This is a genomic window from Metamycoplasma subdolum, assembly GCF_033546815.1.
Lineage (GTDB): Bacteria > Bacillota_I > Bacilli_A > Mycoplasmatales > Metamycoplasmataceae > Metamycoplasma > Metamycoplasma subdolum.
Genome location: NZ_CP137846.1, coordinates 609,385 through 631,029, shown reverse-complemented (window position 1 = coordinate 631,029; position 21,645 = coordinate 609,385). Strand labels below are relative to the sequence as shown.

General features: G+C 27.6%; 19 protein-coding genes. 7 read left to right on the top strand and 12 right to left on the bottom strand.

Annotation, left to right across the window (positions count from 1 at the left end):
- Window positions 1–5: 5 nt before the first annotated feature.
- The 7 genes from R9C05_RS02795 to R9C05_RS02765 all read right to left on the bottom strand — a co-directional run bounded on the left by R9C05_RS02795 (window position 6) and on the right by R9C05_RS02765 (window position 5,291).
- Window positions 6–653 (bottom strand): ribulose-phosphate 3-epimerase, encoded by a 648-nt coding sequence (locus R9C05_RS02795; protein WP_121940534.1) that lies wholly within the window; start codon window positions 651–653, stop codon window positions 6–8.
- Between the two features lie 8 nt (window positions 654–661).
- Window positions 662–1,504: a ribosome small subunit-dependent GTPase A gene (gene rsgA / locus R9C05_RS02790; protein ID WP_121940533.1), complete on the bottom strand. Its 843-nt coding sequence runs from the start codon at window positions 1,502–1,504 to the stop codon at window positions 662–664.
- Complete coding sequence (locus R9C05_RS02785; protein WP_121940532.1) at window positions 1,504–2,517, bottom strand: serine/threonine-protein kinase; 1,014 nt, start codon at window positions 2,515–2,517, stop codon at window positions 1,504–1,506. Before R9C05_RS02785 ends, rsgA begins: the two co-directional genes overlap by 1 nt.
- A gap of 1 nt (window position 2,518) precedes the next feature.
- The gene (locus R9C05_RS02780) at window positions 2,519–3,262 is read right to left on the bottom strand and encodes a PP2C family protein-serine/threonine phosphatase (protein WP_318613916.1); all 744 of its coding nucleotides are present in this window, start codon (window positions 3,260–3,262) and stop codon (window positions 2,519–2,521) included.
- Between the two features lie 20 nt (window positions 3,263–3,282).
- Window positions 3,283–3,915, bottom strand: coding sequence for a guanylate kinase (gmk, locus tag R9C05_RS02775; protein WP_121940530.1), 633 nt, complete (start codon window positions 3,913–3,915; stop codon window positions 3,283–3,285).
- 175 nt (window positions 3,916–4,090) lie between these two features.
- Window positions 4,091–4,633, bottom strand: coding sequence for a 16S rRNA (guanine(966)-N(2))-methyltransferase RsmD (gene rsmD / locus R9C05_RS02770; protein ID WP_121940529.1), 543 nt, complete (start codon window positions 4,631–4,633; stop codon window positions 4,091–4,093).
- A 1-nt stretch (window position 4,634) separates the two neighbouring features.
- Window positions 4,635–5,291, bottom strand: a complete 657-nt coding sequence (locus R9C05_RS02765; RefSeq protein ID WP_121940528.1) for a hypothetical protein — start codon at window positions 5,289–5,291, stop codon at window positions 4,635–4,637.
- 226 nt (window positions 5,292–5,517) lie between these two features.
- Between R9C05_RS02765 and R9C05_RS02760 the strand changes: the two genes are divergently transcribed.
- A complete protein-coding gene (locus tag R9C05_RS02760) occupies window positions 5,518–6,282 on the top strand; it encodes a variable surface lipoprotein (protein WP_121940527.1) in 765 nt (254 codons plus the stop codon).
- Window positions 6,283–6,350: 68 nt separating this feature from the next.
- Here the strand turns inward: R9C05_RS02760 and R9C05_RS02755 are convergent, their stop codons facing one another.
- Window positions 6,351–6,941: a hypothetical protein gene (locus R9C05_RS02755; RefSeq protein WP_121940526.1), complete on the bottom strand. Its 591-nt coding sequence runs from the start codon at window positions 6,939–6,941 to the stop codon at window positions 6,351–6,353.
- 123 nt (window positions 6,942–7,064) lie between these two features.
- A complete protein-coding gene (locus R9C05_RS02750) occupies window positions 7,065–7,517 on the bottom strand; it encodes a hypothetical protein (RefSeq protein WP_121940525.1) in 453 nt (150 codons plus the stop codon).
- A 222-nt stretch (window positions 7,518–7,739) separates the two neighbouring features.
- Between R9C05_RS02750 and R9C05_RS02745 the strand changes: the two genes are divergently transcribed.
- Genes R9C05_RS02745 through R9C05_RS02735 form a run of 3 tightly spaced genes read left to right on the top strand, consistent with a single transcriptional unit; the run spans window position 7,740 to window position 11,909 of the window.
- Window positions 7,740–9,734, top strand: a complete 1,995-nt coding sequence (locus tag R9C05_RS02745; protein WP_121940524.1) for an MYPU_1760 family metalloprotease — start codon at window positions 7,740–7,742, stop codon at window positions 9,732–9,734.
- Between the two features lie 17 nt (window positions 9,735–9,751).
- Window positions 9,752–10,726, top strand: a complete 975-nt coding sequence (locus R9C05_RS02740; RefSeq protein ID WP_121940523.1) for an ABC transporter permease subunit — start codon at window positions 9,752–9,754, stop codon at window positions 10,724–10,726.
- Complete coding sequence (locus R9C05_RS02735) at window positions 10,719–11,909, top strand: ABC transporter permease (protein WP_121940522.1); 1,191 nt, start codon at window positions 10,719–10,721, stop codon at window positions 11,907–11,909. Before R9C05_RS02740 ends, R9C05_RS02735 begins: the two co-directional genes overlap by 8 nt.
- 30 nt (window positions 11,910–11,939) lie before the next feature.
- On the opposite strand, the gene R9C05_RS02730 is transcribed toward R9C05_RS02735, so the two are convergent.
- Both R9C05_RS02730 and R9C05_RS02725 read right to left on the bottom strand, forming a co-directional pair.
- Window positions 11,940–12,989: an HxHSH motif-containing lipoprotein gene (locus tag R9C05_RS02730; RefSeq protein WP_121940521.1), complete on the bottom strand. Its 1,050-nt coding sequence runs from the start codon at window positions 12,987–12,989 to the stop codon at window positions 11,940–11,942.
- 1 nt (window position 12,990) lies between these two features.
- The gene (locus R9C05_RS02725; protein ID WP_121940520.1) at window positions 12,991–14,853 is read right to left on the bottom strand and encodes an MAG3240 family lipoprotein; all 1,863 of its coding nucleotides are present in this window, start codon (window positions 14,851–14,853) and stop codon (window positions 12,991–12,993) included.
- Window positions 14,854–14,957: 104 nt separating this feature from the next.
- Here R9C05_RS02725 and R9C05_RS02720 point away from each other — a divergent pair, with 104 nt between their 5' ends.
- Genes R9C05_RS02720 through R9C05_RS02710 form a run of 3 tightly spaced genes read left to right on the top strand, consistent with a single transcriptional unit; the run spans window position 14,958 to window position 18,974 of the window.
- Window positions 14,958–16,001 carry a ZIP family metal transporter gene (locus tag R9C05_RS02720; protein ID WP_277870164.1) on the top strand — a complete coding sequence of 348 codons (1,044 nt, stop codon included), beginning with the start codon at window positions 14,958–14,960 and terminating at the stop codon, window positions 15,999–16,001.
- Window positions 15,974–18,514, top strand: coding sequence for an OppA family ABC transporter substrate-binding lipoprotein (locus tag R9C05_RS02715; RefSeq protein ID WP_121940519.1), 2,541 nt, complete (start codon window positions 15,974–15,976; stop codon window positions 18,512–18,514). The genes R9C05_RS02720 and R9C05_RS02715 overlap by 28 nt, the downstream gene beginning before the upstream one ends.
- 1 nt (window position 18,515) lies before the next feature.
- Window positions 18,516–18,974 carry a hypothetical protein gene (locus R9C05_RS02710; protein ID WP_121940518.1) on the top strand — a complete coding sequence of 153 codons (459 nt, stop codon included), beginning with the start codon at window positions 18,516–18,518 and terminating at the stop codon, window positions 18,972–18,974.
- A 43-nt stretch (window positions 18,975–19,017) separates the two neighbouring features.
- Here R9C05_RS02710 and R9C05_RS02705 read toward each other — a convergent pair whose 3' ends face one another.
- Window positions 19,018–21,408, bottom strand: a complete 2,391-nt coding sequence (locus R9C05_RS02705; protein ID WP_121940517.1) for a leucine-rich repeat protein — start codon at window positions 21,406–21,408, stop codon at window positions 19,018–19,020.
- Window positions 21,409–21,645 lie beyond the last annotated feature (237 nt).

Genomic DNA, 21,645 nt, shown 5'->3' with positions numbered 1-21,645 from the left:
CTTCTTTATTTTAAAAGTTTTTTGATAATTTCTTCACTGAAATTTTCAACTAAAAAGCTACCAACAACAGCAAGGTCAACTCCAGCATCAAAACAATACTTAATATTGTCTAATTTTACCCCACCATCAATTTGAATTATGATTTCTTTTTTTTCTTCTTGAATCATTCTTTTTAGAGCAAAAACTTTATCATAACTTGCATCAATAAATTTTTGTCCACCAAAGCCTGGTTTAACTGACATTATTAAAACTAAAGATAAATATTTAAGGTAAGGTCTAATAACTTCAACATTAGTCTCGGGGCTAATTGCAAGTCCTAATTTAACATTGTCATGCCTTGCTTTTGCAATCAAATGTTGTAAATCTTCTTGACTCATTGCTTCAAAATGGAATGTTAAAATATCGCCAATATCTTTATACATTTTATAATATCCAAAAACATCTTTTACCATTAAATGTATATCCATTGTATGTTTTAAACATTCTTTTTTTATCATTTCAATTTCTTTATATTGAAGTGCAACATTTGGAACAAAAATGTTGTCCATTACGTCATAGTGAACATTAGTCACATTTCATTCAATTAGTTTGTTAATATAAGGAACTAACTTTTCTTTATCTACATTTAAAACAGAAGGGCTGATCTTTCTCATTTTTCTCCTTATTTTTCAATTAATCTAGCCATAAAACTACGGTAATTATTGTATCTTTCTTCCTTAATTTTTCCGCTTTGAACTGCTTGTTTAATTGCACAATCTTCAAGAGGTTCATTATAGTGATAACAACTTTTGTATTTGCATTCTTTTCCAAGTTCTCTAAAAATGTAAAATGCTGAAGGCATTTCCTTAACTGTCAAGTCAAATTCAATGCTTGAAAATCCTGGTGTATCAATTATTTCGCCACCATTAAATTCAATCAATGAAACTTCACGGGTTGTATGTTTTCCACGATTTAAAGCTTTAGAAATTTCTTGAGTTTCAAAGTTTGTTTTAGCTAAGTAGTTAATTAAAGTGGTTTTACCAACACCGGTTTGGCCAACAAAGAAACTAGTTTTATCTTTAAAGATATTTGAAAGATCGTCAAATCCTTCACCAGTTTCATAATTAATTTCATAAACTTTATAACCTTGATCTTTGTAATAATTAATTTTTGACAGACTAGTTAAGTCTTTTTTAGTTAAAACTATTACGGGTTTTACATCTTTTGATTCAACAATGATTAAAAATTTATCAACTAAAAGTGAACTAAATTCAGGTTCAACAAGGCTCATAACTACAATTGCTTGATCAACATTAGCAATTTTTGGTCGTATAAAAAAGTTTTTACGTCCTAAAATTCTATGAATTAATTCTCCTTTTTGAAATTCAACATGATCGCCGACAATTGGTTTCATGTCTAAAAGTCTTAATTTGCCAGACCCTCTAACACGATAAATTTCTCCATCTTTGAAACTTTTGACATCAAAAAATCCAGCAACAGACTTAACTATTTTTCCTTTTTCCACTATTTAATTACCCCCGTAGCAAGTAAGACTACTAAAACAATAACTATGAAAATTACAACACCAATAAGAGTAAAGAGAACAATATTTATTGTTTTTTTGTTCTTTTGTGATACTTTCTTTTTCTTTTTATCTAATAAAAGTTTAGGCTCATGTGCTCTTTTAGGCAGCATGCATGTATTTAAATCATCTAAAATTGCTTGACAATTTTCATATCTATCCGCAGGGTTTTTAGCAGTACATTTAATAATAATATTTTCTAAAGATTGAGGAATTGTAACGTTTACATTATCAAGTGGTGGAAATGGAGTATTAACATGCTTTAAGGCAACATCGGCTGCGTTTTCAGCATTAAAAGGAACGCGACCTTGAAGCATTTCATAAAGTAAAATGCCAAAAGAATAAATATCTGATTGAGGGCTTGGACTTCTTGAACCATCAACTTGTTCGGGTGCAATATATTGAACTGAACCAATTATTTTATTATCAGCAGTTAATCTTAATGAATCTTCGCCAAGTGAGATTCCAAAGTCAATTAATTTAACATTTAAATTGTGATCAATTAAAATGTTTGAAGGTTTTAAATCACGATGAACTATCTTTTTTTCATGAATTGCTTTTAAACCTTTTAAAATTTGACGACTATAAAAAAGTGCATCATCAACACTTAATTTTTTTCTTTTTGCTAGAACATCTTTAAGGTTTGTCCCTTGGACAAGTTCCATAGCAATGTAACTTTCGGTTTTAGAAATATAAGAGCCAAAAATTGCAACAACATTGCTGTCATTTACATCTTTTAAACATCTAACTTCGTTTTTAAATCTTTCAAAAGTAGTTTCTCTTTTAACAAGGTCTTCGCCGTATGTTCAAATTTTAATGGCATAAATTTGACCATTTTTTTTGAATCTTCCTTTATAAACCTCGCCAAATCCACCTCTTCCAATTAATTTAAAATCAGTAAAGTTTTTTGAAAGATTTGGATATTTAGTCAACTCTTTTAGAACTTTTTCTTCCATGTTATAGCTCCACCATTACTATCGAAATATTGTCATTCGATGCATTTTTCTTTGCATATAGAACTAAGTTTTCAGCTTTTTCTTCAAGGTTCAAATCATTTCTTGAAACCACTTGTTCAAAAATAGGTTTATCTATAAAATCATGAAGTCCGTCACTTGTTAAAATAACAACTTGAGCATTGCTTGTTTCATTAAAAACATTACCATTATAAGAGTTTATTTTATTTGGGCCTAAGCAACTTGTTAACTTTTTCTTATTAGGATCTGCATAAGCTTCATAAGAACTTCATCCTTCTCTAAGTCTTTTGTTAAAAATATTTTGATCTTCTGTCACTTGATATAAAAGTCCATTATAAATATATGTTCTAGAATCGCCAATGTTAAAAACATAAACATGTTTTTTAGCACCAAAAATTAGGGCACAAGTTAAAGTTGTTCCCATGTCACTATATTGTGGATTTTGTTTAGCAAAATTAATTAATTTTCTTTTTGCATCACCAATTGCATTTACAAATCAGGCAGTAATAACTTCTTTATTTTGATAAGAAGTATTAAAAGGAAAGAAATTTAAAAAGCTATCTTGAAAAGAGCTGAGTGATATTTCAGCACATTTAGCTCCACCATAATGTCCACCCATTCCATCACATAAAACAGCAAGCGTTCAGCCTTCTTTATGGCTAACTCCAACTCTGTCTTGGTTCTCAGGTCTAATTAATCCGACATCACTTCGATAGCTATAATTCATGTTTTCCCCTTTAAATAATTTTAAGATGTTCTTCCGATTTCTTGCGTTTTATGTTTATTTTGTTCAAAAAAATCTTTAAATTCTTTTTTAATTATTGCTTTAACTTCGTCAGCCGCAACCTTAATACTATTGTTAGTTACAACATAATCAAACATACTTGCATAGCCAATTTCTTCTTTTGCTTTTTCCATACGTTTACTAATAGTTTCAGGTGATTCAGTGTTTCTAGTAATGATACGTTTTTCAAGCTCTTTCAATGAAGGAGGCATTAGGAAAATAGAAACTATTTCATCAAGTTTATTATGCTTTTTGTAAAAGTCAACTATTTGCATTGCACCATTAGTTTCAATTTCTAAAAATGGTATTTTTCCTTGCTTTGAAATGTGCTCAATTTCTGAGTGAAGAGTACCATAATAATTATCAAAATGAAGTGAGTATTCGATGAATTTTCCATCTGCTAAACAAGCATCAAATGTATCTCTTGAAATGAAGTAATAATGCACTCCATCGACTTCACCTTCTCTTGGTTTTCTTGTTGTTGCTGAAACAGAAAGTTTTAGTTTAAGCCTGCTGTTAGCAAACAAGTATTTTTCGAGTGTTCCTTTTCCAACACCGCTTGGTCCAGTAAAAATGATTAATTTACGTTTTCCCATTTTATTTTCCTTTCGTTAAGTATTTAAGTGAAATAATCAGGTCATATAGTGTATTAAATTTTATCACATTTTAAAAATGTAATTATAGGTTTATAAAATTATATAAAAAATGAAAAAAGCAAAAAATAAAAGTGATTTATGATTTTCTAAAAAACCGCTTTATTTATGCAGAAAATTATTTTTTAGCAATGAAGTGAAAATATATTTTTCCATATCTTCTAATTTTAAAAACTTCATAATTATTTAGTCTACAATCTAACTTTTCTAGATTAGTTTCAACAATAATTTTGCCCTCATTAACCATTTCAAACTTTGTAATTCAGTTTAAACATTCACATAAAACGTCAACGATAGCATAAGGCGGGTCAAGGTAAATAAAATCAAACTTTTTGTCCAAATTATTCTTTAAAAAACTTAAGGCATCTGAGTGAAAAACTTGCAAATTATCTTCTTGAAGCATCTCTTTATTTAACTTAATTATTTCAAAAACTTCTCTATTTTTTTCAACTGAAATTGCACTTTTTGCACCCCTACTTAATGCCTCAAAACAGAACGCTCCAGAACCTGCAAAAAGATCTAAAAAGGTTTTATTTTCTATTTCAAATTGAAGAGAAGAAAAAAGAGCTTCTCTTGCCCTATCAGTTGTTGGCCTTGTAGTGTCTTTTGAAGGTTCAATCAGTTTTCTACTTCGATATTTTCCGGCAATAATTCTTAACATTTTATACTTCCTTAAATCCAGAAATTGTGTAGAAAAATATTGGTCCAATTCCAACACCAGTGTCATGTTTCATTGTTACATCAACTATTTGACTATCAATATGATTTTTATCTGAATAAAAAAATTGAGATGAAATTACAAGCAAGTTTTCTTTATCTTTTGGTTTATAAATTGAATAACGAAATTCAAATTTATTTTCCGGAAATTTGCTTTTATTAAAATTTGGAAAACTACAAATTAAAAGATTAGTAATAATTGGGTTCGTGCCAAAAACTTGCTCAAAAGTTTTCCTATCTCCCATTCCATAATATTTTCCTTGTGGTAAAACATACTCACTAACAGCATCTCTTAAATGTTCATACATTTCCAATGCTGTCATTTTTTTTCCTTCTGCCGTAAGTTCAAATTTAAAATCTTTAAACATCTCAAGAATTTCTTCCTTACTTGCTCCGTAATTATTATTAAATGAGCCTTTTGCCTTCTTGCCTCCAACCTCTAGTTCTTCGCCAGTTCCTTCTTCATCATAAGTTGCATTAGTGAAAATCTCATCAAACTTTAAATTTGTTCAATAAGTACGACTTGGATTTTGACAAGAAATCAATGCAATTGGTGTTGATAATATAAAAGATGATAATATCAAAAGACTATATTTTTTCATATATATAAATTATAAAATTAACTTTAATTACTTTATATATTTATAGTTATTTAAACCGTAAGTTTTTCAAATAAGATCAAAATTCCAATTAATAATTAATTTTTGGTTAATAAAAAATAATGAAATTCTCACTTTTTTTTACACTTTTTATAAACTTTATGTAAAATATAAAATGTTAATTAATGAAAAAGTTATTTTTAAAGACTTTTATAATAAGGAAAAAAATATGAAAAAAATTAATAAATTTATTTTAAGCTTAACCGCTATTTCTTCACTAGTTGCAGTTCCAACAATATCTGCATCTTGTAAAGATGGCAAAAAACCAGAACCTGAAAAACCAGAAGAACACGGAACAGAAAACTGAAAAGGTTTAAAAATTGGCCGTGTTGCTACAAAAGAAAACAAAGTTTTACCATCAGTACCAACTGCAGAATTTAAAGCAACTAAAAACTGAGATGAAGTTAAAAAAGTATTTGAAAAATACGGAATTACTTTTAATGACGACGAAAAACCAGGCAATGCTACTTTTGCAGTAAAGCCTTCAACTCACTCACATGATGATGAAGGAATTATTCACCTAGACATCGACATTATTGTTGATAGTGTAGTTGCTGGAACAAAACGTTTTGAAATTGGTGGATTTGAAAAAGAACATTTTCACCATGAAGTTGTTTTAGGAGATTATGAAATTCATACTCATGTAAAAGAAGAAATGAAGAAAACTCCGCTTACAACTATAAAAGCTGAAATTTTAGAAGCTCAAGCAAAAGGATTCAATGAACTTCTAGCCGCTTTAGGAAAATATGTAAAAATTACACCTAAAATTTCAAAACCAGTTAAGGGATTTAAGTTTGGAACTGAAACTGAAGATATTGAAATTTTAGATGACACTAACCACTTAATTTTTAAAACAACATATATTGTTGACATAGATAAATTTAGTGAACCAGGAACAGTAAAAGGAGAAAAACTAGTACTTCACGTACACTAATAAAGAGTTTTTCAAAGAAAAAAATGAGGCTCTTTAATCAGAGCTTCATTTTCATTAATTAACAAATTTTAGAAATCTTTTCAACCTTTAAATTTATCTTTATTGCGACGATTGCCATATTGATTGTCATTATTAGTTTCATCAAGTTCGTCATCAAAATTATATATAGATTTTTTTATGTTAGGAAGTTGATTCATCTCATGTTCTTCTCTAATTAGTTGTTCTTGTTTGCTGATTTTATTTATCTTAACTATCTCTCTAGCTGAGAAAGCAATGTATCAACCAATAAGAACTACATGAATTCCTAGTATAGTATAAAATCCTACCTTTAAAAATTTTTCTGGTGCTACTTTACTTCCAAGCTTTTTCTCTATAAAGAAAAAAGCAACATATGATAAAAACACCGCTCAGAAAAATATAAATCATTTACTAATTCGAGAAAGTTTTTCAATTTTCTTACCAGTAATTAGCAGTGCAATTTCTAAAATTAATGTCGCAACAAGAAGTACTGATCAAACAATTTCATGTGTTTCGTTTCCTTCTTTTTTAACATTAGTGAAAATCATTGAAGCTATTAATAAGACAGTAAAAACAATTGTCATTACTAAAACTCTAATACATTCACTCTTTTCACTTTCTAAAGTACGAGTTTGACTCATTTTATTCCTTTCTTTGTGTAATATTAATTTTACATTAATATGGGGGTCGTAAAATTAAATTTACTCTTAATAAAAGGAATTTATTAAAAAAATGAACCTCAAAATAGAGATTCATTCAATATATTAATTTGATTGATTAATTTCTTTAGATCTTGAATCAGTTTTAGCAAGTCTGATTGCTGTAATTGAGCCAAAGAAGTATCAAACCACTAGTACTAAGTGGCTAATTCCATAACTAATGTAAATTCATTTCAATGCTTCTTTGCTTCTTAATAAATGTTCATTTCCTTCTTCAAGTGTCTTTGAAAGAACTAATGTTACGGTAAATGAAATTAGAAATGCTGCACCTAATGCTGTAAAGATTTTAGTAATTAATCCAAGTCCTTTTGCATTTCATCCTAAAATTAACATTGCTATTTCAACAACTAAACTAGCTGCTGCAAAACCAATTGAAATATTTTGATACATTTCATTTTCTGGGTCAAGATTTTGGAACACTATTGCACCTGCTACCATTAAAATAAATAAGATAGTAGTTACTAATATTCCGACATATCTACCTTTGCTCTCTGTCATATTTTCTCCTTAATGTAAAAGATTGTATGACAATAAAAGAGAAAAAAATTAAAATTGTTGAAAAATAAAAGTAATTTACAATTTGAGCAAAAACTAAACTTTGCTACTATTTACGAAAAGAATGTTATCTATTTTTTCTAAGTATTAGTTTATATTTTATTGTTGCAAAGTTGTCTTTAAATTTATTCTATAATTTAACTTATTAAACAAAGTGAGATAAAAATGACTAAATCAAAGTTACCAACATGATCAAAAATTTTAATTGCATTTGCAACTTTGCCAATCTTTGCGGTTGCAGGTTTTGGCATTTGAGCAATTACTAAAAAAATTCAAAATAGCCAAGATAACTTCAACGTTATTGTTAGTGAAGATGAAAAAAATGTTGTGAAACTTAATCTTAAAGTTGATGAAGAAGGTAAACCAATTGAATTTAATCACGGCAAACTTTCTTTAAGAGAATATCCATATGGAAAAGATAAAGAAACAGGCGAACTTCTTTACTATTTGGGTGAAGATGGGCTTAAACTTTTGAGCAAAACTTTTAATGAAAGAGCGTTTTTTGGGCCTGAAATTGATGAGTTAAAAGTGGTCAATATCAATAAAAAATACAGCAGCGTTGATAGTGAAAATTTAAACGGATTTTATCGTCCTGAATCACGTGAAATTGCTCTTTTTGTTGAACATTTAATTTCAAATGGAGTTAATAAAGATAATGAAACTTTGATTTTTAGAGTTGAGCGTTTACTTTCTGTTTTAGTTCACGAATACATGCACCATTGAGCAAACATTTACAACCAATCTTACAAAGCTGATGATCCAAATGCTGACTCATCACTTGAATATAAATTAAGTGTTTCAAGTGATGGAATTGTTAAAGACACTTATGTTAATAACAAAAAATTCTTAAAAGAATTCCGCGAAAACTTAAATTTAAATACCAACTATTACAAACACACAGATGGTAAAACCTATGATTTGAATAAAGCACATGAATCATTTTTTAATAATCATGAAGCTACTCCAGTTTTCTCAAAATTTTCAGCAAGCGAACTTTTTGAAATGGCAAATGGAAACATTTCAGCCAATCTTGCTCAAAGATTAAATGACTTAAATCAAAATAACTACACCTTTAATAATAGAAAAGAAAGAGAAAGAATAATTTCATTTGCTGACAATAACATTGATGCAACAAAATTAAATTATCTTTACTCATTTGAAGAATTAATTCCTCGTGAATTTTTAAAAATGGGATTTCAAGTTAATACCAAGATTGTAGACAAATTGGATTATGACTATAGAAATTACTTTGCTTTTGTAAGTTACTATAAAGGAAAGCAATATACTCAAGCAACAGCAGTTGGAGATGATATTGTAAAAATGCTTCAAATTTATTTAGATAAAAGTATAATCTTGCCTGAAATCAAAACCAGAATTTTTGCAAACAATTGAGTTTTTGATGAAGAACTTATTACTTTTAAAAATGAATTTGGCGATTTTCCTTTCAAGGAAATGCTAGAAAAAAATCAAAATAAATTTCTAAAAGGACTTTACAAAGCTTATCTCGATGTTATGGGATATGGACAACCAATTTCTTACCTTTCATTTGCTAATCATAATGAAAATATTTATGTGCCAACAACTAGTAAAGAACCTTCAAAAGGATTTGTTTTAGGTGGATTTTTAAGTAAGGATTTCTTTGCTGAAAGTGAAACTAGTTTTAAAAATAGTTACTTAATATTTTCAACAAATGATCCAAAAAATGAATCATACAAACCTTACAAAATTAATGTTTTTAAACCAAGAGCTCTTGTTAAAAAGAAATGAAATTCAGGTCTAGGGGACTTTAGAGCACCTAACTTTGTTGGGCTAGAAAGCGATATGTTTGCATATACTTCTGAAAGTATTCCTTATGAATTTTTAAGCAACAATGATTTTTTAATAAATGATAATTTTAAAGTAAAACTTTGAGTAGATGCTAACGCCAACAACAAACTTGAAGCTGATGAGATTAAAGAAATTATTAATAAAGAATCTTATGGTAGACAAGACGAAGTAAAAAGAACAATTTCAAATGTTAGAGTTCCTATGATTTGAAATAAAACATCTTCAAAATATTTTGATTATGTGCAAAAAAATAGAGAAGTAAAAATTGTTGAAGTTATTAACAAGGATAAAACAAAGAGTTACTTTTTGAACTTTAAAAAATACTTAGATTAATTATATAAAGGAGAAAAATGAAACGCAATAAAGCATTAGATTTTTTCTATAGATTGCTAATTTATGTCGCAATATTTTTTGTTTCGCTTTGCGTTATTTTTCTTGCAATTAATTTACTTTTAACCAAACAAATTAAAACAAATATTGCTGTTTTTAATCAACTTGAAACTAATATTTTTGCAAGATTTGGAAGATATATGAGGGATCTATTTTCAGGCTCATTTGGCAAGGTTTATTCTAACCTTGGTGGAGGGGAAAATATATCAATCCCAACACTGTATTTTTCACAATTTAAATGAACTATTTTATTCACTTTAATAACCTTTATTTTTGCCTTAATAATTGGTAATATTTTAGGAGTTTGAATTGGATATAAATATGGCAAAACTTCCGATGTTTTAGTTAACTTTTTAATCTCTATTTTTGCAACAATTCCTCTTATTTTAATTGCTATTTTAGCACTATCATTCTCACACATTTTTGCTTATCCTTCTCAGTTTATTAGTGACTATCCTTTTGCCTTACAATCTTTACTTGTTCCTATACTAATTACATCTTTTGGAACTATCTCACTTTTTATGGCAAAAGCAAGAAAAACCACTAAAGAAGTTTTATCTTCTAACTATTATTTATTTGCTAAAACTATAGGGATGTCAAGAGTAGAATTATTTAAAAAAGTTTTACTTAAAAAATTAATAATTAATCAACTTCAAACATTAATTCCTTTTTATATTTTATTAATAACTTCATCAATAGTTATTGAAAGAATTTTCTCAATTCCAGGCCAATCAGTTTTCATCTCTTTTGCCTTTCAAAAAGCAGAAATAAATATGATAATGTACTTCTTTTTTGTTAGTCTGCTTTTACTTTTAATTTATAAATTTATTATTGATTTTATTGTTGAATATTTGAACCCCGAACAAAGAAAACAAAGTGGCATTTTATTCTTCAATAAACCAAAGGTAAATTCATTGAGGAGGAAGTATGCTTAATTTTCAAAATCCTTCTTTATTTAAGTTCAAAACTAAAAAACCTAAGTCAATAGATTTAGCCCTTCCAAAAACATCAACAAAAATGTTTTGAACCCGTTTTTTTATGAAGAAATCCAACATTTTTGCACTTGTATTTTTCATGGCAATTTTACTTACTTTATTAGTTGCACTTTGCTTTATAAAGTACTCACCAACTAAATCACTTCAAAATGGTTCAATCTTTGTAAATAATTTGCCAAGTTATTACTCTCAAATTGTTAAAAGAAACTTTGAAAGAGGCGCTGAACTTGACTTCATAAGGCAAGTAGCAGAACTTGAAAAAAATAGAGCATTTTCTAATGGTGAAACTCCTGTTTTCAAAATACTTTTTGACTCAGCTTTTGATTCAGGCGGAAGTCAAACTATATCAACTGATATCGTTACTTTATATTACAATCCTTATGATTTAATAAAAGCAATAAATTTAAATATTTCATCTATTCCAAACGCTGAAATTAATAGCCAAAATTTCAAGCCAATTCTTGGCACGAATAATGATGGAATCGATATTTATTCAAGACTTTTATCTTCAATTGCTGTCACTCTTGGAATCATTTTACTTGCCATCTTTTTCAATATTTTTGTAGGCTTTTCTTTGGGTGCTTTAGTAGCACTTAAAAAAGAAAAATGATACTCTAGAATTATTGAATCATTTGCTAATATGATTAATGCTATTCCAGAACTTTTATGAATCTTTTTATTATGTGCTTTTATGGGCACAAATTGATATGCAATTTTAATAGCATTTTCATTAATTTCATGGTCTTCTTTTTATGAAATAAGTAAAAACGAAACACTAGCTTTAAGAAGAAAAGAATTTGTTTATTCAGCGATGGCGGTTGGATTAAATCAAGGTCAAATTATTTACTTTCAATTATTTAGAAAAATCTTTCCTTCACTTCTAATCTTAGTAACTGAAAGACTTGCAATTAACATCTTAATTGTTTCATCTTTAGCATTCTTAGATTTCATTACGGAAAGTAATAATTTAAACATAGGAACAATTTTTAAAGAAGCTTTAAGTTCAATCAAAACAAACTTTCTTTACATATTAGTTTTAACAATCTTAGTTGTTTCTTTCTCGGTTTCATTAAAACTATTTTCGAATGCTTTAGCTCATGCTTATAATCCTGTTTTAAAATAAAATGCAACATTTTACCGTTGCATTTTTTTACTATTTAAGTTCTAACTTATCTTGAATGTTGTACTTTTTAGCAATATTTAAGATATGAACTTTTATTGTATCAAGAATTTTTTGTCCATTTTCTCTTAACTTTATATCACCTATTTTTGTTACAGACTCTAAACTCTTTATAGTGGTTAAATTTTTAACTATTCTATTAAAATCAACTTCATAATTTAAAGAATCAATATTGATTACAATATGCTTTTTAACGTTTTTTCAATCATCCAAAAAGTAATCAAATAAAGTTTTATTAGTGCTATCTTTTATTTTCTTCGTTTCAAACAACTTTTCATGTCAAAGGCCTAACTCGTATGTTAAGTTTACACCTGCATGAGAGTGAGTATGTGAATTTTTATCAGCACCAATTTCCATATGCTCAAGGTCTTCTTTTTTAGTAATTTTATTTGGATTATAAAGATGTTGATTTACAAACTTTCAAAGGTTTTGAAGTGATTTTTGTAAACTTGCTAAATTAATGTCTTTCCCTTCTAATCTATCATCAACTATTTTTAGATCTTCTAAAAATCCTTGTGCATCAAATGCTAAATTTACATCATTTAAAACGGCAGCAACATCATCATAAATTAAGGTGTATTTAAGTAAGAATAGTGCAAAATAATTAACATGTTCTTGCCCGTCATAAGTTAGTTTCATGCCTTTACTTTTAGTACTAATTCAAGTATCAAAAAAAGTTTGTAATGCTTTTTGATCATCAAGATTTGATTGTTGTATTATTAATCTATCTATTTTATTTCTAAATAAAACTACATTTCTTTTAAGTTCATTTCAATCTTTTTTATAATCTCTTCAATTATTTTTTACTCGAGTTAGTAAATCTTTCATGACACCAAAATAAATTGATTCAATCTTTTTTGCTTCTTCACTTGTAAAAGTGAAGGTTTTTTTAACCTTAATTTCATCTGAAGGTTTTAACTTATTCAAATCTTCTCAATCTTCAGGTTTTTTGCATGAAATAGTAAGTGCTGGAACGAAACTTAAAGATAACAAAGAGAAAAATAATGACATTTTCTTATTCATTTTAAATTCCTCCTATCTCTATTTTTTCAATTGTGAAAAGTTCATCACCATATTTATTTTTATTAAAGCCTTTAAAACCATTTCAATATAAAGTAACGCTTGCAAGTTCTTTTTCGCCTTTTGAAATAAAATCAAAATCATTTTCGCTTGCTCATCCTTTGAATAAAAGTTTCAATTTAACTCTTCCAATTTCTTGAGCTGCTTCTAAAACTTCTAAATCAATTCTTTTTACTCCGCTCCTTATTTTTCCAGCTTGAGTTGCAAGAGAATAAGATAATAAATAATTATTAATATAGGAGCCTAAAATATAAATTTGTTTTGAATCAGATTTTAAAAAATCTGTTTCAAATTCTGATCTTGAATCATTGTTTCAAAATCTAAAAATGTTTTCAAGTTGTTCACCCGCCATTTTTAAAAGTTTTTGAAACACTGTTGGATTAGCAATGTCAGTTTTTAAAAAATCACTAAGTTTAATTCCATCAGGTAAGGGTTTCATTCCGACATCATAAGAATAAATATCATCACTGGTTAATTTATCCATTTTATTTTCTAAAATCATACCTTTAAGTCTATGTCCGTGGTCGTCAAAATTTGATGAAATTCAAACATAATCTTTAAAAGTTTTATCCTTTTTATAAACTCTAACAGTAACTTTGAATAATTGGTTAGTATCTAAATAATCAACGAATTTTACATCAATTATCTTATAAAATAAATCTTCATGTGCACGGTATGAAGGAACTTCCAAAAACAAAATTTCATCCTTAAAATAATTGAAATAATACATCAATCCTTTGATGTTCCAAAAGTCAAAAGTAACACCACCTTTAGCAAATTCATTGATATTATCAATTACAGAAATGTACTTCGAATTAATAAGAAGCAATGGATTTTCAACATATTCATTGAATAGTGGAAGGCTTTCTTTTAAACCAGAAAATCCAACACCAAACTTTTGGCTAGTTGCATAATTTCTAAATCCATTGATATAAAAAGTTTTGTTTTTATTTGAATCATTCAATAAGCTTTTATTGTCTTTATCAAGAATATCTTTAACTTGAAATTGAACATAAGATGTAGATTCAGCAAGCGAATGTTTAACAGTTGCCTTTGATCAATCAATGTCAATTTTATGAGCATTAACATTGAATTTGTTTAAATATAGAAGCATAAAAGTCTCAAACTTTTTTCTTTGATTTTCATATTCTTTTGAAAGTCAGGTTTCTGCTTGTATATACTTGGTATGAAAAAATCCATCTAATAACTTTGTCTCTTTATTTTTATTAATAAACAATTTAGAGTTCATATAATTGTAATCAATATCATAATCGTAAATTATTCTGAAAATAATTGATTGAAGATCTGCAAAATATGGATCACCAGTTCTTATAAAATCTTGACCAGTTTTTTCAGTTAAAACCTCATACCATTGATCGCCATAACCATTAGCTGAATCAATGGAATCAAAATCATATGTTGTCATAAACTTATTTAAATCAGTTTTATCAAGAGTATCAATTACACTAGTTGTATTAAATGAAGAGCTAGTTTCTTTTCAATAAATTTCATGACTAAAATCAGGAGTATAAACATCCCGTTCACCATTCTCTCTAACTAAAATTAGCTTGTTATTTTCAACAAAACTTGTTTTATAGGTTTTTTGATTTTTGCCTTTATAATAGTAGAAAATCTTTGCTCCGTTCTCTAAATTTGATATTTGATTTAAGTTTAATTTGTTTAAATAAACTCTACTAATTTTAGCTAAATTTAAATATGGGCGATCTTTTGCACAAGATATTGCAGTAAGCGAAAAGGTTGGCAAACCCGCAATTAAAATATAAGATAATGTTTTAATTTTTTTCATAACTTTTTTTAATTTTTTACATTTTTTATTATAATAAAATTATACTTTTATTGTAAAATATTTCGTATAATTTATTGTTATAAATAATCAATGGAGGCATAATCTTGTTTTTTAAAGGTACTGACTTTGGTGGGAACCTATACCTTGTTATCTTTGTAAATTTATTGATTTACATTGCTATTTTACTATCAGTTCCTATGTTATTTCTAACAATCCTTTCTTTTATCAAAGTTAAGATAACTAATAAGAAAACAATTTATATCTATGCTTTCTCAACTGGTATGTTTTTGATGATAGGTTCAATGGGATTTATGAAAGAAGGAACAATTCAGATTGAAACTTGATTTCACACTCCAGGAGAACTTGGCGGTCTTAAATACACTAATGGTAATGTAGGACTAGAAAGAACTTACACAGCATTAATAATTGGGCTTTCAACTTTAATTGGTTTAACTATTGTAATTTTAGGTCGTTACTTATTTATCAAAGCATCCAAAACTGATCCTCATTCAAGCCACGAAGAACATCAACACTCAGATCACCTTATTTCATTTCGAGATGTTGACAACCCCAAAGCAGCTTGAACCGCAATATTAATGATTCTAAGTCATAGAATAATTGATGGTCTTGTTTTAGGTTATGGGGTTGCTCAATTCTCTGGAGTAGGAAGAAATCCTAATGTAGCTTTGATGGTTACATTCAACCTTCACTTATTATTAGAACTAGTTATTGTTTATTATCGTCAACTTCAATATGGCGAAACTAAAAAAAGGGCAATATTATTTAACTTTATAACTCTTTTAGTATTAATTCCAATTATGTTCTTTGGAGCATTTGTTGGTCCATTTATGAATAAGGTTGGATGATTAATACCTTCACTAGAAATTTTAGGTGGTGCTGTTATTGTATTTATGTCAATTGTTGAACTTGTTCCAGAATTTATTCATTATAGAAATGAATCGATAAGAATAATTTATGGAACATTAATTATGTTGGCAATTTCTATAATTTTTACAGCAATTATTTTAAGCTTCCACAGTCACACACAACCAACAGGTATAACAATTACTATTGAAAAAGCAAAAGAAGAAGTTAAATTTATTAATAGGAAACTAAACTTATGAAAAACATGCAATCTAAGAATTTAAAATTACTTTTTAGTCTTATACCAGCAACTGTATCAGTTGCTTGTTTTTCTTTAATTTCTTGTACAAATGACTATAACAAATTACATGACAATTACATAGTTTGAAGTAATTCTTCAAATCAATCTGGCGAGTTTTCTTACGCTTATCCAAATGGAATAGATAAAAACTTGCAAGATATAAATAATTTAACACAACCAAAACTTATAAGAATAGCAAGTCAAAATCAACCTGAAATAGATTTTCGTGATTCAATTGTATTAAAACCAACAGAACTTTGATATCAATTTGAACAAGCAAGTTCAATAAGTTTAAAAGATTCAGGACTTAATGAATCAATTTTTAGTGTTGATAATATTAAAAGAGTTGATTATTCAAACTCAGTACCTGATAGTGAAAAAAAACCATCAGTTTTATATCCAACTTTTGATAAAGGAAATGGATTTTCAAATCCTTATCTTTTTGTTGATTCATCAATTTTTAATTCAATTAATCACAAAAGTTTCTTTGAAAAGCTTAAAAATTCAAATAAATTTATTATTAAAAATGATGGAAAGCAAACTGCTAATTATTGAGTTAATTTTGAAGGCAAGGATAATATTGATGGCAAAAAATTTGAAGTAACTTTGCAGGATTTCAAATTCGGCTTAATCGTTAAAGCCCTTCAAAATAAAAAACTAAGAGATAAATTTTTAAAAGAAAACTTAATGAGTGAAAATCAGAAACTTGAAAAACTTAATTTCAAAGAAAACTCTCCTTATTTTGATGGTCAAAATATTGTGAATGTTTTTGATAGTTTTGGTCTTTCTTCATCTTTTTTAGAAGATAAAAATCAATGAAAAGGCTTCATCGAATCAGATTATCTAGAAATTAGAACAAAAGATGGAAAAGACACTGATCTAACTGAAGCCTTTAAATATTTACTTATTTATTCAAATCTTTTAGACGCAATTCCTTATGAATATATTATTAAAAAATACGGACCTTATCCTTTTTCAGATGAAAGTTTTAGTTGATTTTATGAATATGGCAAAACTTACAAAAATACACTTTATGGTTCTTATTATTTTGTTAATAAAAATACAATGAACGAAACTGTTTTATATAGAAACACTAAATATGCCCGTGATAATTCAAAATGACAAAATCAAAAGCATTTAAATGAAATCAAATTCAAATACAACACACTTCCGATTGGACAAAGTACTTTCAACACTCAAAGTTATAATGCCTTTAAACAAAACATAATTTCTAGCTTAAACATTGATGGATTAACACTTGATTTAAAAGAACAAATCTTAAGCGATTTCTCAAAATACAATTTATCATATGAAAGAAACACGCTTAAATATTTACCTTCAACAGATATTGCTTTAAACCTAACCCCAAAAGGCAAAAACTTATATTTTAATGATTCATTTGCTAATGCTTTTTATGGTTTAAGTTTGAAAGAAATTGAGGAACAAAATTATAGTTATAATTCAATTTTTTCAAAAGAAAGTTTAGCATTTCAAAGTATGTTTTTAAATATAATTAATGCATACACAATTGCTTCAACTTCAGCCCAAGATATGTTTCTATCACAAGCGCCTTATGATATAAATATTTCATCAATAAATACAAGTGGAACAAATTATTTAACATTACGTGATGCTCATGCAAATATCCACAAACAAATCATTTTAGATATTGACAAAGGAAGGCTTGAAAAAATAAATAAAACAGTTCAATTTGACAATAAATTAAATGCTACAAAACTTAAAAATTTAACTGATTTAAATAAACAAATTTCTTCCGTTGATAAAGAAATAATCAAGAAAAATATTACTAAGTATATTGATAAGGTTTTAGCAAAAACTGAAGAACAATACCTTGAATTCACTCTTCCAATTAAAGCTTTTAATTTGAGTAAAAAACAATTAAACTTATTGCCTTTAATTGAGAAAGAATTTTCAACAATTGATGAAAGAATTAAGGCAAAAATAGTTTTAGTTGATGATTTTGATAAGTTTAATCAATACTTCAAATTTGGTAGTTCTATTTATTCATATTCAACTTTTAGATTGAATCAATCAACAACAACTGATTTCCTAAAAACACTTGTTTTAAAGAATAAATTTGAAATTTTGGCTAAAGCATTCAACGTATATAAGCAAGTTAAAAATGATGAAATAACTTACTTTGCGATTTTCGACTTTTTTGAATATTTAAAATCAAATCACAAGAAAACATTTGATCAACTAGAAATGTTATGCAATATGAAAATAAATGAAATTAAGGAAGAAAATTTCACTTTTGAAATTACTCAAATTTTAAATAAATATTTCGCAACATTAGAACTTTCAAAAGTGGTAAACTTGATTAATGAAATAAATAACTTGCATGCTTACACAATTAATTTTGAAAACAAAATTTTGCTTGCAAATTTTTCAAAAGTTTTATATCAAAAATACATCATAAAACCATTCAGTTTTGATGGATTAAACTATCTACAAGATATTCTAATTAAGGAGTAATATGAAAACAAAAAAAATACTATTTTCTTTCTTTGGTTTAGCATCAATTAGTTTGCCTTTAGTGTCAGCCTCTTGTGTTAATGTACCACAAAAAAACAATCAATGATTATCTACCACTCAACTTCAAAAAATTCAAGCTTCTTTTGTATTAGAAAAGACTGATGAAGGCAAGAAAAAAACTGATAAAGAACTTTATGATTTTATCAAGGATTGCTTAAAACAAGCAAAGGCAAAATATGGTTCCAATGAAGTAATGTTAAGGCAATCTTTTAAGAATAATTTGAAACAATATATTATCTTAGATTATATTGATATCAATGCAATTAGTGAAGGGCATAGACTTAATCTGAAGTTTGAATTTGACGATTCAACCAAACAAGTTGTTTTAAAATGAACTGCTGACTCTCCTTACTACCACCCCGGGCAAATTGATGGTGAAGGAAAAGTAATTTTAGAATAGAAAAAACAAGGCATAGCCTTGCTTTTTTTTACAAAATAAATTGTTATTTTATTTTTATTTTAGTTGAAAGATCTGTTATCGCTTTATCAAATTCAGCTTTATTATTGGTGTATGTATCTTTGTTAACTAAGTAAATATTCCCAGTTATTTCAAAGCTCTCAAATGCATTAATTTCAATTGCCCCGCTAGTTGTTGAAATTTGATCTGGAAGATATAAGTTACCTTTTATTTTAGTAGTATGGAAACAACTTTCAGGTAGAGTCTTTCAGCCCTTAGGTAGTTTTAAATCACCATTTATAGTTGAAGATGCAAATAGTTCTTTATTATTAGAAAATAAAGTTGATGATTCAGGGATTTCAATTTTATTTAAAGTTGTGTATTTGAATACTCCAGGACCAAACTTAATCGGAATTCTTGGGAATTTAATAAGTTTAATTGATAAATCTTGATTATCTGTGTGCCCTTGGAATGCATAACCATAAACTTCGACAATATCAGCTAAAATTTTAACTTCTTGAATATAGTTAACATTTAAGAAAAGTTGGTAACCAATCTTTTTAATTTCTTTTCCATCAAGAGTTTTAGGAATTAGTAACTTCGCAATTCTTGGTCTTCCATTTAAGTCTTCTAGAGCACCAGTTTTTACTTCTAGGCTTCCTTTATTATCAACTTTTGTATATTGTTTTAAGAACTTAATACTTTCGCCAATAGTAGTACCATCTCCAGTAACTATCTTGCTTTTAAACATACTAATTTTAGTTTTTAACACATTTAGATTATCAGTTGTTGCATAGTCATTGCTGGTCAAATTATTATTTGTTTCTACTCAATCATTTTTGTATCTATCGTAGTTTAACTTATCAATACCTTTTTGTCCAGATTCAATTTCATCAGCTTCTATCTTTAAATGTGCATATACAATTAAATCAGTCATCTTTGTTGGATCATTTTCTTTTAATAGTTGTTTCATATCCAGATAATTTTGAGTTGCTTGCCCTACTACAACATTATCTGTAAATTTCTTTTTGAATTCTTCTTTAACTTCATTTTGTTTTGCTTTAGCAGCTTTATCTAGAATTTCATTGTTATCAAGTTTTGCTTTTTCAGCATTTCAGTATGCAGCATAGGCTTCATAGATTGTCTTTTTAATTTGTTTTTTGCCTTGTAAAAATTCCATTGGAGCTTGAGGTGTATCGCGAACTTCTACACCTACTATTACTTTTGCTGGTGCAATTGATTCTAAGTAAGCACGGTATGCTTCAAGATTTTTAGTTGAAGTTCCAACTTGGATTTTTGTGGTTTTAATATTTTCAAATTCTTGTTGTAGTTCTGCTAACTTAGCTTTAGCAACACTATCTTTGGTAATTGATTTTGCATCGTTTCATTTTTGGTTATAAGCATCATAAACAGATTTATAAATGAACTTTTCACCGCCAGGAACATCTGAAATCGGTGTAGAATCAGGCACTATAGTGATTTTGTTGTCAAGTACGTATGTTGTAAGTGATAATGATGGTAAAGCATCTTTAAGAGCTTGAACATTTTTGTCTGAAATCCCTTTAACAATAGCAGCTTTAATATCTTTAACTGCTTGTTCAAGAGTTTTCTTTGCTTGTTCAGCCTCATTTTCTTTTTCAACTGCTTCAGCATCAGCAAGTGCTTTTTTAAATGCAGCAGCGGCTGATTTTAATACAACCTTTTTATCATTTGAGATATTTTCAGGTTTATCTACTGTATCTACTTCCTCAACATTTTCTAGAATTTTTTCATCTTTTACTTGTTGAATATAAGTTTTTAGGTGTTCAAGAAACTTTGCTGATGTTCCTTCTATAAATGCATCAGTTAATTTTTTAACTGCTGCTTGAAGGTCTGTTTTAGCTTGTTCAGCTTTATCTTCATCAACTACTGCTTTTGCAGCGTCTAGTGCAAGTTTGTATTCATCAACTTTTGCTTGTGAAACTGCTTTTGTTCCTTTTGGAATATCTGCAGCTACTGGGTCGCCAGTTGTTACTTGAACATCTTTTAAGATTTTGTCAATTTCAACACTAGCAATGTAGTATTTTAGTTCATCAATCTTCTTGGTTGAAGTACCAGTTACGATTGCGTCAGTTAATTTTTTAACTGCTGCTTCAAGGTCTGTTTTAGCTTGTTGGGCCTTGCCTTCTTCAGTTACTAATTTGGCAGTTGTTAATGCTTGCTCATACTCAGTAACGGCAGTTTTAGAGATTGCTTTTTTTCCGTTTGGAATATTTTCGACTTTAACTTCACCTTCAATAATTTCAACGTCAACAAGTAGCTTTTCTAAAGTTACTGTTGGAAGGTACGCTTTAAGTGCATCAAGATTTGGTGTTTTCTTTTTACAGCTTATTGTTGTAGCAAGTGTTGCCGTAGGAATAAGAAGTGCCAAAACTGCGTATAGTTTTTTTAATTTCATTCTTTGATTTTTTTCCTTTCAGAGTAATATAGATTATTAAAAAAATAATTGAGAAACTGAAAATTTCTTCAATCAATTATTAATTAATATACTTTTTAAGGCAATAAGTCCAAAATAAAAAACTTGAACATAAAAATACAAATAAAATTAACCTTTTTGTTTTTTTTTTTTTTTTAGAGAGCATGTTTTTGTTTTTTAAATCAAGAAAATGCATTATTTTTTAATTTACAAAAATTT